Source organism: Candidatus Paracaedibacter acanthamoebae (assembly GCF_000742835.1).
Classification (GTDB): domain Bacteria; phylum Pseudomonadota; class Alphaproteobacteria; order Paracaedibacterales; family Paracaedibacteraceae; genus Paracaedibacter; species Paracaedibacter acanthamoebae.
Map to the genome: position 1 here is coordinate 1,099,406 of NZ_CP008941.1, position 13,696 is coordinate 1,113,101.

The following is a 13,696-nucleotide window of genomic DNA, read 5'->3' on the forward strand; positions in this document are numbered from 1 at the left end:
TTCTCAAAGAAAAACTTATCTGATATGATCAAATTCTCTTGTCAACCCTAGTTAAGAGACACACAATTCTAGTTGATTCACGCCATTGCAACAGCAACTTTTCTTTCACCCACAAAGGATTCTCGTCCATGAGCCATAAGAATATTATCTAGGATCATGATATCTCCTTTATGCCATTTAAATTTTACTTTTTCGGAGGCATAAACTTCACGGATATGGTGTAGGACCTCATTTTCGAAAGGCATCCCGTTGCCGTACGATGCATTGCGAGGTATATTTGTTTCCCCCAGTTCTTTAATGAGAGAAACTCGAGAAGTCTCATCCAAAGAAGAAATGTGAAAAAGATGCGCTTGATTAAACCATACAGGTTCTCCACTTATGGGATGGACAAGAGTGGCTCTGCACGTTTGTCTTGTTGTTAATTCAGGAGTATCTGCTTTCCACTCGTATTCAATTTCGTTTTCTTGGCAATATTTTTCAACCTTTTCCTTTTCTTTTGTTTGAAAAACTTCTTGCCAGTTTAAATCAATTCCTTTGGTGTAGTTTCGTATATACATGACGCCGTATTCTTCAAATTTATTTTTAATGTGTGGATCTATTTTTTTATAAACGTTTCGACTATCCGCAATAGGCGTTTCTCCTCCTTCATCTGCAACGATTATACTGAAAAAAAATATTTTTTTGGCCATGATCTAGAATAAGCATTTTCATTATGCAAAGGTATAATCCTATCAGCAGGATATTCCGTCGCAGTATATATCTTTCCTCCTAATCTTGTTCTTGGGGTTGAGCGGTACATATAATCAAGAAGTTCAGGTGAAATAATTTGTACAATACGGTTAAATTCTGACATAGAATAAATGTTAAAATTTCTAAGAAGAACACCACCATGCTTTAATAAATAAGTTTCAAGGAGGGAATTATTTTCCTTTACCCACTCAAAAGGATTAAAAGTTGTTTTCCCTTGCGCTTCTAAAACAAGTGGTCCTTTTTCCTCTGGATTTAAAAAATGTGATTTTATATGAGAATCTGGCAACATTTCGCTATGCCTTTTAAAGGATTGTTCGATTTTGATACTTTATCGTTATATAGATTCGATTGCAATGAGTTATGCCCATAGGCGGCCGCTCCTGATTTCTTCAAGTCTTTGAGCAATTCCGTCTTTGTAATTATCTTCCCAAATCACTTTAGCTATTCTATTGTTGACTCTTAATCTTGGACTTTTTTGGTACCATGCAGGGGGTGCAGTTCCGAGCTTTAAAGCGATTTGTAACGCCTGATCTGTTAATTATTGACGACTGTCATCCGCCATGGTAAATGACCCCCTATGGCACCAACCTAATTGACCCCTTTGGGCAATAATTTATGGTGTTATTGTCATGTTATTTTCCTCCTTCCTTAGAGATGATATTTTGGCTGCACCTTGTCGTCTGTAGGAGTCTCCTTCCAACACAATGGCATGACTTTGACTGACCAACCGATCAAGAGCAGCATTTCCCATAGCAGCATCAGGAAACAACTCAATCCATGCTTCAATTTTACGGTTGCTCGTAAAAATAAGGCTGGAGTGTAAATGGCGTTGGGCAATGATTTCGTACAAATCTTCTGCTTGAGTAAAGGTAAGAGCAGTTAACCCAAAGTCGTCAATAATTAACAGATCAGGCGTTACGAATCGCTTTAAAGTCTTTCCCAACTATGATCTGCTCGGCTAGCATGCATATCTCTAAACAGTTGCGCGGCTCGAATAAATCTAACCCGCTTGCCTCGACGACAGGCTTGATGACCAAGAGCTTGGGCCAGATGACTTTTGCCGGTCCCTGTAGGGCCAACAATTAAAAGCCCTTTGTTTTCCTGCAGATATTGACCCCCCGGCCAAGTCACGGATCAAATGCTGGACTTTTAGGGGATACCTGGCCATTTCAAAAGACTCGAGGGTTTTCTCTTGCTCAAACTTGGCTTTCTTAATCCGCTCAATAAAGGCTGTGTTGTCCCGCCGTTGAATCTCATCCTGTAACAATAATTCCAACCATTCATTGTGGGACAGAGCATTCTCGCGCGCTTGGCTTAAGCGGACTTCATAGCTCTCCAGGATACCAGATAAGCGTAATCGCTTCAGACACTCTGTTAAAGAATAAAGGGTCATTGGCTTACTCCTTGAAGCGGAACAAATTCATGGGCTGATCGGATATAGCTTGTTTGGTGGCCAAGCACACACGGTACAGGCTGATAAAGCTGTTCTTCATACTTATGGACTAGGATTTTTTTCAAAGTGCGGTAAGTATAATTATCAAAGGCTATAGAACGCTGACAAGCAGACACCAATCGAGCGTTGCCATGCTCAATAGCTAATCTTAAAACAGCCTGTGCCTTTCTCTGGCCAATCATGGTTGGGGCTTTTAATATGGTTTCTAGAAACTGTGTGGTAAAAGGGCCAATCTGTTGGGCTTGTTGCACACAGTATTCTTTGTCTTTGCTTAAGAAAGCTTGCTTGTTTGTCGGATAATCCTGGGGATCTGTCATCCACTGACCACGGCTTTGGCAACGGATATGACTTTTGATTTTCTGATTATTCACATAAATCTCTACCATCCGTTTGCCAGCTCTTAACCCCACCATCTGGCCAATATACGGTGTTGGAACAGAATAGTATGACCCTTGAAACACCACATGGTGATCCTGATGGACTTTCAATTCTTGCCAGACGGCACATTCATAATCTGTCGCCGGTAAAGGCTTGAGAGTTGCTTTTTCTTGAGAGGTAAACAGCTCCCAAGGTGTATGACCGGTGGTACGTGTCACTCTGGTAGCAATTTCATGGCGGCACCAATGCAGAGCGGCGATATTGGCTTGTTCAATATCTTTAAAGGTTCTGCCTGCTAACAATTGTTGGCGAACAATAGTGACGCTGCGTTCTACCCTTCCTTTGTGTTGCGCTGTCCTCACCTTATTCGGGTCACAGACAAATCCATAATGACGTTCTAGTTCACCGTAAGAGCGGTTAAAGATTGGATCATAAATGTTTGCACTCACAACACCGGCCTTTAGATTATCGAGCATCACTGTCTCAGGCACGCCTCCAAAAAAATGAAAGGCCCGACTATGGCAATCAATCCAGGTGGCCACATCCTGACGAAAGACAAACCTTACAAACCGATAACGACTATGAGATAACACCATAATAAAGGCATACGCCTTACGCTGTTTATGCGTCAGTGGTGTCAACGCCGATTTAAAAATGATACAGATTTGAAGCAAACACCGATTTAAAATTGACACAGGATCGATCAACTTCTAGGTGATTATTTGTAGGTTAACTCATAAGGTTGCCTCCTCGTCTTTAAGCCTGGATGGAATAAGTCCAGCTTTTCTTTTGTCCTTCAGGCGATAACTTTCCCCTTGGATATTAAGGACAGTGGCGTGGTGTAAAAGTCGATCTAAAAGGGCAGCTGTTAAAGTCACATCGCCAGCAAGAGCTGTATGCCATTGCCCGAACGGCAGATTGCTGGTCAGAATAATACTGCCTTTTTCATACCGTTTGGCCACCAACTGGAAGAGGAGGTTGGCTTGCTCCCTGGAAAAGGGAAGATATCCTACCTCATCAATAATCAGCAAGCGATACCCTAAAACAGTCCGCTTTAACACCTCCTCCAATTTACCTTGGCGCAGAGCTGCATCCAATTGTAGCAGTAAATCAGCGGCAGTGACAAAGCGTGTTTTAAGGCCTGCTTGGGTTGCAAGATATCCCAACGCAATGGCTAAATGGGTCTTGCCCACGCCACTGGGGCCCAGCAGGATCACATTTTGATGGCGCTCCATAAAGGCAAGAGAGCGCAAACTTGCTAAGGTCTTGGTAGATAGTCCTGTCACCAAACTGGAATCAAAGTCATCTAGGGTCTTAATCACAGGAAAGCCAGCCATTTGTGTTAAGATCGCTTGAGTACGGCTTTGACGTTCGGTCATTTCTGCTCTCAAGAGCTGCTCAAGAAAGTCACCGTAAGAGTGATGGGCTTGTAAGCTATGCTGAGCAATGTCCACATACTGAGGGCCAATTGCATTTAAGCGTAATTGCTGGCACAGGGATTGAATCCGATCATATTGTAAATTCATCAGGCCTCCAACAGCTGTTGATAAACAGATAAGGGATGCTGCAAGACCTCTTGGGACCAGAGCGGGTTGGGCGATTCTTGCGGCACGGCTCTGATAATTGTCCCTTGATAGGGCAGCGGCAAAGGATACAGATATTTCTTCTCCTCTATCAAGCATTCAGCAGGAATAGCTTTGGTGGTCCCATGAACTCGTTGATTCGCAATCTCTCTCAACCACTTGAGAACTTCCTGATTAGCTGTATCTTTATCCAAGAGTAATCCTGCCATCTTTAATCGAGTGACTAAAGGGTTGTAAAAGCTATAGCGTAGATAGCCATTGAAGCGCTCGACTTTACCTTTAGTCTTGGCTCGGTAAGGACGGCAAACCTTCAGTTGGAATCCATAATGACGCGCAAAGTCAAGCATTCCTCCATTAAAGCGGTGACATCCTGGGCCATAAACATCACGCTCAAGAATCACTGTCTTCATATTGTCATACAGCACCTGCTTTGGAACCCCACCGAAATAAACAAAAGCTTGCTCATGGCACTCTATTAACGTTTCGAGACGCTCGTTCGTGACAAAGTGCACGTAAGAAGCGCGACTGTAGCCCAGCGTCGCCACAAAGGCTGCTAAGAAATTCTTGCCTTTACGAAATTCAATCCAGTCGACTTGCATTTGTTGACCGGGCGGCGTCTCAAAACGGATCAGCGTTTCAACAGCAACTGTTGGTTTTAAGGTACTGATATAACTTCGCAATTGACTGATGCCGCCTTTATATCCTTTGACTTGAATCTCCCGTAAAATTACAGGAGCGGGTAATCGAATTGGACGGGCCTGCTCAACCCGTTCTCGTAAATACGCCATGTAATGAGCGAGTTTCTTCATCCCGCGCGGACGTCCTTGATATCTAGGGCGCCCTTCACACACTAAATACTTACGGACCGTATTAACTGAGAAGCCAGTTTCTTGAGCGATTTGCCTTAAACTTTTACCTTAGCGACGTAAAATCTTTATTTCCATTGTTTGTTCCCATGTTATCATGTTCGCCTCCTCTTCCTTTAAAAGAAGGCATTTGGGATCGCTCACTGTATCAATTTTTTCTCGGTGCTCTGTATCATTTTATTTCTGGTGGTGACAGTGGATCAACCATCATACCGACATAACAAAAATCCACCTGGGCTTGCCTGCCTGGAACGGTCTTAAGATGGTTCCGTTGCAAATTTGGGATCAGGGCGAGCTAAGGCTGCAAGGTGGGATAACGTGGACGCAATTTAGGCGTAAACATTGAAAAGTCGATTGAAAAACTGAACCTGATCTTGGAAGCTTTTTGTCAAATAAATTGTTTGCTCTTTAAGCATCATGGCCATGGCTTCAATCCCCTTGAGGGTTCGATTAGCAGTCTTAAACGATTGGAACCCTAACATAGGCCGGATACGGCGTTTGATGCGTCGATGATCCTGTTCGAGAATGTTGTTGAGATATTTGATTTGCCTATGTTTTATGCGCTGATCTAAGATGCCTTCCTTCTTTAATTCTCCTATAGCTGCAGGATAAGAAGAATGCTTATCAGTAGTAATAGATGAAGGCATATGTTTACATTGCTTCAGCATTTTCTTAAAGAATCGCTTAGCAGCTGCCAGATCCCGAGTATGAGCCAGCATAAAATCAACGGTACGCCCATATTTATCGACTGCTCTATAGAGGTACTTCCATTGGCCTTTAACTTTAATATAAGTTTCATCCACCCTTAAAGACCAAGCTGAAGGGCGAGCATACCAGCGTATTCTTTTCTCAAATTCGGGAGCGTAATGCTGAATCCATCGGTAAATTGTGGTATGGTCAACCTTTATACCTCTTTCACTGATCATTTCTGCTAATTGACGGTAACTAAGGGGATAACGTAAATACCAACGTAGGCATTGCAAGATAACTTCAGGCAGAAAATGGCGATATCTAAACTCTTTAGGCTTCATCATACGTCTCATATCTAAGCTTGGTTTTCCTTAAATTACCAACTCCTCAAAAATTTGCAACGGAACCGTTAATATAAACCCTGAAAAAAGACAGACAGCCATGGATCGTAATCAACTCTTAGCTTTCTACTATACTATTATCCTAGGGTCTATATCTAATGCTGCAGATAAGCTAGGAGTTAAGGCCTCTACTATATCCAAACTGCTTAAAAGCCTTGAGAGAGAGGTTGGTCATCAACTTTTAACGAAAAAGGGACGAAACCTTGTTTTGACTGAAAAGGGCAAGATTTTCTTTGAAACCTCCAAAAATATTCTTGACCAATACGATCTTTCTATAAAGAAAATGCAGCGGCTTTCGGACCGTGTGGAAGGCGCATTTACTTTGTCCCTCCCGCCTTTTATCAGCAGTTTATGGTTCATGAAGGCGATAGCACCTTTCCTGAACGACAACCCGCAAATCTCTGTTGATATTAAAACTTTGAGGGAAACACCCGACTTTAAAGCCGGAGAGGTCGATATTGATATTCGCAATGTCAACCTTCTCTTTCTCAAGCCGGAAGAAATTAATGCTCACTACTTAACAACCTATAAATTTCGGTTGTATGCGAGCCAGACGTATGTGGAGGAAAAAGGCATACCTCAAAGCATTCATGATCTTGACGCTCATACGTTGATTTCTTTTACGGCGGACGGTTTATTTCCTTACACTTATGAACCTCAAGCGATCAAATGTAAACAGCATCTGATTATCGATTGCCCCTTGGCAATTGCGCATGCTGTAGAAAACAATGTAGGGATTGGTCCTCTTCTTCCCCATATTGCCCGTCTTAGCCAGCAGTCCCTTGTTCCAATTCTCCATAATCAGTTAAAGCAATCGCTTAATATATATTATACTTATCCAGCATCCTTAACTCGAAATCGCATGGTGCAAGATTTTTACAATTATTTGCAAAGCCTACCAGAAGATTTCCTGAAAGGCAGAGAAACTTTAATGACTAAGAGGCAAAAAATTTTAAATCTAGACCACGATTTTTAATGCCTTTTGTCTCAACCTTAGATTGATTGCTTCAACTGTAGGTATTTATGATAAATACCTTTGGATTTTATATTTTCAATTTGCGGGCATACTACGAAAACCCAATAAAAAAATTACTCAAATACTCAATTTTTACTAGAAAAATATTTTTTCAGAATCAATTGCGTGAAAATTTTTTACAATCAAGTCTTGTAGCCTTTTATTTAAAGGGACAAAGTTTTTTATAATAGGCTTTTCATATACGGATTGACAAATGCCTGCAAATAACAACGCAATTGTCAGTTGAATTTTTGATAAAGGAACGCTATCTTCTTCACTACCCCGAAAATTAATTGGGAACCCACAATTAGGTAAAAATACTCCATTTACCATGATATCTTCATGGCAGTTTGATATTTTTTCTCTTTGTCTCCTAAAATAAACAGCATCAAATTCTCTATCAGAAGAAGAAGCACTGATTAATGTAACAGGATTTTGAAGCTGATGATGAAAATTAAAAGGGAGCACTGTTTTTCCTGTCGTTCCGATGATGAGATCATAATTGTGAAGCCTAAGTTCGTGCGTTTGAATGTCAGTAAGAGTTAGAATTTTATCATAACAAGTTACATTATATGAGGAAGATAATTTGCGGGCTAAGGCACTTCCAATAAATCCATTGCCCATAATAAGAAGCTTTTTAGCCATAAAATTAAACTTAGGTAACGTTTCTGTAATCCGATTAACTTGGGCTTCCGCAATCATAGGAGACTCAAATATTAGCTTAGCATCGGATCTAGCAACATTAATGATAGGAAACTTTAATAACTCGTCTTTTAATTTATCATATCCTGAGGTTGTCTGTTCTACCGCAAATACAGTTTGAGTAGAACTCAAGTAATCATTAGCAATTTTTATCAACTCTCCTCCATCATCCAAGATAACAAGACGAGAAGTAGGAGAAAGGTCCCATTTTTGAATAGTTTCAATGAAGAAAGCCTTTAATTTCTCTTTAAAAGAGCTATCAAAAGATTGGTAACCATCAAAAAACGAACTTTCAGAAGCGACATGAATCTTTTCCTCTAAGATCATTTTTGTGGCCAAATTACTAGTGGAATAACATTTACCAATAACAGCCATATTTTCTGAAGGGATACCCAAATCTAATAGAGAAAGAAGCATGTAATAGGTAGAAGGCAATATATGCTGACAAGCTATCAGATAAGTATCTTCTAGAAGATTGGCAGGAAATTCATGCGAGAGGGCTTGAAGAATTTTAAGTCTCATGGAGTATAAATGCTGATGTTTTTATGTTTTTTTATTAATTGCTATAAGGTATACAACAGTTAAACCATAAGTGGAGAGAGAAAACTATGAGTTGCTTAATCAAAAAAAATTATATTCGTCCACTCGACAAAGAAATAAAAAAAGATAGGCTTGAAAATTTTGCAGCATCTGTTTTCAAAAATCCTATCTATGCAGCAGAATTAAAGGAATTAAGGAAAAATTTTGATCTTTCTGAAAAGGAAATTATAGAAGCTTATGTAGCTTATGATTTAGATATATTTTCTTATACTAATGAAATTTATTCTCCCTTGGTAATGAGATTTGTCTTACATCTCCATAATTTATTAGAGGGTAGTTGGCATATTGGACGACAGAAAATTATTCTAGATTTACTTAAAAAAATAAACCCTGCATCAATAATTGACTTAGGATTTGGGGTACCAACCCAGTATATTCGCTGGATTCTCTCCAAGAATAATTCTTTTTTAACTCTATGTGATTTTTCGGAAAATTCTATTATTTTTGCTAAAAAATTACTAAATATATGGCACTCACGTTCGGAAGAAAAAATTAATTTCATTATTGAAGACATGGCTCTAGTTGCTCACAATAAAACACCTTATGATTTATATTTATTTCAGGATTCAATTGAGCATGTTGACAATCCGACTGAATGTTTAACTAATTTTGTTAAACATAGCAAGAAGAATGCTTACTTCTTGCTATCCTTACCCATTGGTCCGTTAATACCTATGCATTCCATTGCCTGGCACACAATAAAAGAGGCAGATTTATGGTTAAAAGATTGTGGGCTTAGACCAAAAATATGTCAATCAGTAAGGACTAACCCTCACGTAGATCTTTTTGCAAGTGAGGTAGATAAAGGATTTCTTAACTATATTGTTTTATGTTGTAAATATAGTTTTTCTAAATAAGGCGTTATTGGTAATGAGAGAAAAATTCTTATCTTTCCTCAAAAATAGGCTTACAGCAACTAAAGAAATTGACCAAAACTTAACCATTTTTGGTATCTTTCTAATTATTGCATATCCTGGCTTCTATTTAATAAACTCTTTGTTTGTAACGCCTGAAGGATATGAGAATCTTTCTCTAAGAATCAGTATAGGCCTATTGGGAGGCATTCTATGCTTAAGAAGATTTTGGGCAGAGCAATTTAAAAAATTAGTTCCCATTTACATGTATTTATTACTTATATATGCTTTGCCTTTTTTCTTCTTCTTTATGCTATTCCATAATCCGACTTCAAATTTATGGCAGTTAAATACTCTTGTTGGCTTATTCCTTCTATTTTTATTTGTAAGCTGGGTAGATGCTATCATATTAACATTAGTTGGTTACGCCGCTGCTTATTATACTTCATTTCTCGTGTTTCGGGATGCTCAATTACCCCCCGATTTCTTTAAGCTTCTTATCATTTATATCAGTCCTTTAGTTTACATATCCCTTTTTTCCAATCAAAAAGAATATATCCAAAAAGAAAAACAGAAATCTCTTAGGATGCAAGCAGGGGCAATTGCCCATGAGATGCGGACTCCTTTAGCAGCAATTAGGCATATGGCTACAGGATTAAAAATGCATTTACCTACGCTGATAACAGCCCAACAAAACCTACAAGAAAAGGATGAAAGTATCCCCTATATTAATGATGCTATATTGGAACCCCTTAAGCTGATTCCTACTGAATTGGAGAGAGTATCAAGAAGTGCTTTTACTGTCATTGATACTCTTCTCTTAAATCTCCAAGATGCTCCCTCAAAAATTGTTCTTGAGAAATGCTCTATCCTGGACTGTGTAGAAACTTCTCTCCAAGCTTATTCTCTAACTGATGAAGAAAAAGATTTAATTTTATTAGAAATTGTTGAGAATTTTGAACTCCAGACAAATCCTCATCTGCTGAAGCATGTATTCTTTAATCTATTAAAAAACTCGCTTCATTATGTAAAAGCTGCTGGAAAAGGCAGGATTTTTATTTGGACTGAGAAAGGAGAGAAGTTTAATAGGCTCCACTTTAAGGATACTGGAAAAGGGATTCCTCCCTCTATTCTTCCCTATATTTTTAACCAGTTTTATAGCCGTACGGATCACGGTACAGGCGTAGGGCTTGCTTTTTGTAAAATGGTCCTGCAGAAATCAGGGGGAGATATTACTTGTGAGTCAGTAGAAGGTGAATTTACTCACTTTACCTTAAGTTTTCCAGTAGTAAACGAATAAGCGATTTTAAAAAAGAAAGCTTAGGTGTAATCAAACACCTAAGCTTAGTCTGCTTATATCCTGTATAATATCTAGTTTACCATAACGTTAGGAATCAATTATTTCTTTTTTCTTTGATATTTCTCAAAAGAATAAATCTCGACGGGATCAATATAGTCAATATCGCGAGCATAAGCTATATAATAGATATTTTCTCCCTGCAGAATTTCTAAAGGATAGGCGTATTTCTCCCATTCTTCGGGAAGAGGATGTTGGTCATTACCATAAAATGGGAAGCAAAGCAGTTTACGGTTTTCTTCTAACTCTTTAATAAAAGAGGAGGAAATTTGTTTGTTTGTAGCCGCTTCTTTTTCAAGGTCGCCAATAAATTGCCAGTGTAGACCTTCAAAGATTTCTTCTGAAACAGTAAAAAGGGCACTTAATTTTCCTTTAGGCGTCAGGAAGATAAAACCATTAATGGATTCATTAAAATAATATTCACTAATGTTATTTTTTTCTAACAATTCATTAAAATACTTATTAAAAGTGGGATCATAGACAGGAGCGTCCCGATAATCATCATATTCAATACTTTTTTTATTCTTAAGAATAGGTTCCATAGAGACATCAGTTAAAGTCTTAAAGTATTTTAGCTGACTTTGACGGATAAAATTATTGAGAATGAGAGATGGGTCGTCGCTTTCATCTTGTTTGCGGATATATCCGTCAATAAGTCCTTTATTGAAAGCTTCAATTGCTACTTTCTCATCAGCAACGCCTGTGTATAAGATTTTACGGATGTAAGGATTTTGAAGCTTTTCGCAGAACTCTAGTCCTTTCATACTTGGCATTTCATAGTCTACAATGACAGTTGAGACTTCTTCATAACGCTGTGGTGAAAAAATAGCTTTGTAGATTTCATCACTTTTCTGCTCTCGGCTAGGGAAAGCAGAAGGCAAAAAATCAATACCCTGAAAACTGTTAACGAATTCCAAGGCTTTATAAGGATTATCAAAGAAACCATAAGTAGCTATATTGTGATCGAGAATAGGTGCCAAACTTCGCAGGATACTCGAACTATCATCAACAAAAATAACCTTTGTCGGAAAATAGCAGCATAATAAAGAATTCATTCTTTCTCCCTTTCTGTCGTTAAATCTATTTTGTCAGAAAATAATTAATAGATAATGTATTTTTTAAAGGAAAGAAGCAAAAATATTTGAAGTCTAAAGAGTTTTTTAAGATTACAACCGTTAACGAGCTCTCCAGAATTAAGGCAAGAGATACATAGAGCTATGAAGGGAGAGATTGAATAGTACATAAAATGAGAAATATCGCCTTATTAGATAAAATTGCTCTTCTTTTCTATTCCTCTAATGACTTATGGATGCCTGTAACAAAAAACAGAGGGATAGCATAGTGAAGAATATAGACATACAGTAATGAAATTAGGGCTTATTCCTTATAAAGCGTTCACCTGGTTTCGGCTACCAGAGGATCCTTAGCTCGCACTTTGGACCCCCGACCCGCTCTTAATTCAGGATCGTAGGTTCATCCAGCAGCATGGATGGTGGTGTTTTCATAAAATTAAGAGCACCACAGCTCTTATTGGCGATTTTCGTGTCGCACAGGGAATATTGTATCCTGCACCTAAGGCAATTCCCATTGATGCAATAACTGTTTTTAATGAAAATTGCTGATTAGATACCTTATGCTTTGTCTTTTTTCTTTTCACGGACACTCACTTCTATATGAATTAATAACCTTAAGTTGTGAATTTGTGGATAGCTGCTAAAGCAGTCGTCTGTGCTTCCCACATTTTGACCACAGGATAAATCCTGATGGACAAAATTTGGAAATGCTCATCTCTCTCCACAGATTCACAAACAGTTACAACCCACAGCTTTTTTATGCAAATAATTTTTAAATTAAACTATAAGATCTAAAAATAAGTTCTTCCCTTATTTGAGATCCATTTTGTGTACTTGATATTTTGAGGCCTCAAGGAAAGTATCAAGGTCGTTTTCATCTTTTTCACGAGGCCAAAAGCTTCCTAGAAAAAAATGCGCTAACATATCACAGATTTCTTCTTGAACATAATACTCATCAATTCCTTCAAGAGCTAATTCAGAACGAATATCGGGATAAAGTAATAATATTTTTTCAACTAATCGAAGCGAAAATTTAATGCCAGTCATTTCAAAAATATAATCGGCCGTATCCTGATAATCTTGTTCGGTGGGGGATAGTTTTATATTTTCACAATTTTCTAATCGTTCTGCTGAGAGATTTCTAATATGTTAGGAGTAGATCAAGATCATCTGATGTCCCATTTTTGAGCTGTTTATAATTATCTAAAACAGTTTCTAAGCTAAGTTTAAAGGGTGGCAGCATTATAACGTAATTCCTTTTTAAAAATTAGTACGATTGCGTTTTATTTAAGAACTCTTGAGCTTTTAATTTCCACATTTCTAGGGAAATTTGATCGCTCTGTAATTCCTGTTTAATTTCCAAGAATGCTCCCAAAAGGCTTAAAGCAAGCGGCTGCATGAGAGGATCTTTTTGTAGATCGCTGCCCGGTATTAAACCTATAACTTCGAACAAGCCAGCTTTTTCAATAAGTCCTCCTAATTGAATAAGGGTACGAGTTCTAGCCTTACGAAAGCCATGAGCCGCTAAACCGGATCGATTTTTCATTTGGTAAAGCTTTTGTTTGACTTTAAATATGTCACGCTGTTGACGCTTCCATTTGACCCATAAATTGTCAAGGTTTTGCGCTTTGAAAGGAGGTGGAAAGCTTTTGCCATTCCTCCTTTGATTTCCCTGAATGATTCCATCCTTGGTTAATTAACGTTAAAGCTAAGGAAGGCGAGAAATCCTCTCCCAGGATCTTTTGTATTTCCGCAAAAAGCTGTTCTGCTATTTTCCCTTGGAGCTTTTGTTGTTCCGCTTGAAGATCTTGTAATTTCTTAGAAAGAGTGTCTATTTTTTTCATGATGGTGTTTCCTTAAGGATTGTTAAGGAATTATCCCTTAACAATCCCTTTTATACAGATTGTCTCATAGAGACAGTATAACAAACAGATAACAATTTCTGCAAGTCCGAGCAATAAAAAATTGCAAGGC

14 protein-coding genes and 2 pseudogenes are annotated in these 13,696 nt (G+C 38.3%); 3 read left to right on the top strand and 13 right to left on the bottom strand.

The window, feature by feature from the left end; genetic code table 11:
- Positions 1 to 77 precede the first annotated feature (77 nt).
- The 8 genes and pseudogenes from ID47_RS13870 to ID47_RS04965 form a co-directional block, all read right to left on the bottom strand.
- Positions 78 to 1,039, bottom strand: a pseudogene (locus ID47_RS13870) (TauD/TfdA family dioxygenase).
- Between the two features lie 324 nt (positions 1,040 to 1,363).
- Positions 1,364 to 1,693 carry an ATP-binding protein gene (locus ID47_RS12610; protein WP_051908631.1) on the bottom strand — a complete coding sequence of 110 codons (330 nt, stop codon included), beginning with the start codon at positions 1,691 to 1,693 and terminating at the stop codon, positions 1,364 to 1,366.
- Positions 1,678 to 1,800 carry an ATP-binding protein gene (locus tag ID47_RS13985; RefSeq protein ID WP_478210019.1) on the bottom strand — a complete coding sequence of 41 codons (123 nt, stop codon included), beginning with the start codon at positions 1,798 to 1,800 and terminating at the stop codon, positions 1,678 to 1,680. The genes ID47_RS12610 and ID47_RS13985 overlap by 16 nt, the downstream gene beginning before the upstream one ends.
- Positions 1,751 to 2,143 (bottom strand): ATP-binding protein, encoded by a 393-nt coding sequence (locus ID47_RS13460; protein ID WP_051908633.1) that lies wholly within the window; start codon positions 2,141 to 2,143, stop codon positions 1,751 to 1,753. Before ID47_RS13460 ends, ID47_RS13985 begins: the two co-directional genes overlap by 50 nt.
- Positions 2,140 to 3,276: an IS21 family transposase gene (gene istA, locus ID47_RS04950; RefSeq protein ID WP_156956658.1), complete on the bottom strand. Its 1,137-nt coding sequence runs from the start codon at positions 3,274 to 3,276 to the stop codon at positions 2,140 to 2,142. The genes ID47_RS13460 and istA (ID47_RS04950) overlap by 4 nt, the downstream gene beginning before the upstream one ends.
- A 39-nt stretch (positions 3,277 to 3,315) precedes the next feature.
- Entirely contained in the window at positions 3,316 to 4,107 is a 792-nt protein-coding gene (gene istB, locus ID47_RS04955) for an IS21-like element helper ATPase IstB (RefSeq protein ID WP_038464534.1), read from the bottom strand.
- A pseudogene (gene istA / locus ID47_RS04960) lies at positions 4,107 to 5,129 on the bottom strand (IS21 family transposase). The gene istB and the pseudogene istA (ID47_RS04960) overlap by 1 nt, the downstream one beginning before the upstream one ends.
- Positions 5,130 to 5,359: 230 nt before the next feature.
- On the bottom strand, positions 5,360 to 6,064 hold the full coding sequence (locus ID47_RS04965; RefSeq protein WP_038464493.1) for an IS6 family transposase: 705 nt from the start codon (positions 6,062 to 6,064) through the stop codon (positions 5,360 to 5,362).
- 97 nt (positions 6,065 to 6,161) lie between these two features.
- Between ID47_RS04965 and ID47_RS04970 the strand changes: the two genes are divergently transcribed.
- The gene (locus ID47_RS04970) at positions 6,162 to 7,097 is read left to right on the top strand and encodes a LysR family transcriptional regulator (protein ID WP_038464540.1); all 936 of its coding nucleotides are present in this window, start codon (positions 6,162 to 6,164) and stop codon (positions 7,095 to 7,097) included.
- 135 nt (positions 7,098 to 7,232) lie between these two features.
- Here the strand turns inward: ID47_RS04970 and ID47_RS04975 are convergent, their stop codons facing one another.
- On the bottom strand, positions 7,233 to 8,360 hold the full coding sequence (locus ID47_RS04975; RefSeq protein ID WP_038464543.1) for a Rossmann-fold NAD(P)-binding domain-containing protein: 1,128 nt from the start codon (positions 8,358 to 8,360) through the stop codon (positions 7,233 to 7,235).
- An 86-nt stretch (positions 8,361 to 8,446) separates the two neighbouring features.
- Here ID47_RS04975 and ID47_RS04980 point away from each other — a divergent pair, with 86 nt between their 5' ends.
- Both ID47_RS04980 and ID47_RS04985 read left to right on the top strand, forming a co-directional pair.
- The gene (locus ID47_RS04980; protein WP_038464545.1) at positions 8,447 to 9,295 is read left to right on the top strand and encodes a class I SAM-dependent methyltransferase; all 849 of its coding nucleotides are present in this window, start codon (positions 8,447 to 8,449) and stop codon (positions 9,293 to 9,295) included.
- Between the two features lie 13 nt (positions 9,296 to 9,308).
- Positions 9,309 to 10,592, top strand: a complete 1,284-nt coding sequence (locus tag ID47_RS04985; protein ID WP_075261616.1) for a sensor histidine kinase — start codon at positions 9,309 to 9,311, stop codon at positions 10,590 to 10,592.
- Positions 10,593 to 10,690: 98 nt separating this feature from the next.
- Here the strand turns inward: ID47_RS04985 and ID47_RS11695 are convergent, their stop codons facing one another.
- The 4 genes from ID47_RS11695 to ID47_RS05005 form a co-directional block, all read right to left on the bottom strand.
- Positions 10,691 to 11,704, bottom strand: coding sequence for a response regulator (locus ID47_RS11695; RefSeq protein WP_051908635.1), 1,014 nt, complete (start codon positions 11,702 to 11,704; stop codon positions 10,691 to 10,693).
- Between the two features lie 828 nt (positions 11,705 to 12,532).
- Positions 12,533 to 12,769, bottom strand: a complete 237-nt coding sequence (locus ID47_RS04995; RefSeq protein ID WP_038464551.1) for a hypothetical protein — start codon at positions 12,767 to 12,769, stop codon at positions 12,533 to 12,535.
- Between the two features lie 220 nt (positions 12,770 to 12,989).
- Positions 12,990 to 13,268, bottom strand: coding sequence for a conjugal transfer protein TraD (locus ID47_RS05000; protein ID WP_038464553.1), 279 nt, complete (start codon positions 13,266 to 13,268; stop codon positions 12,990 to 12,992).
- A 67-nt stretch (positions 13,269 to 13,335) separates the two neighbouring features.
- Entirely contained in the window at positions 13,336 to 13,566 is a 231-nt protein-coding gene (locus ID47_RS05005) for a hypothetical protein (RefSeq protein ID WP_038464556.1), read from the bottom strand.
- Positions 13,567 to 13,696 lie beyond the last annotated feature (130 nt).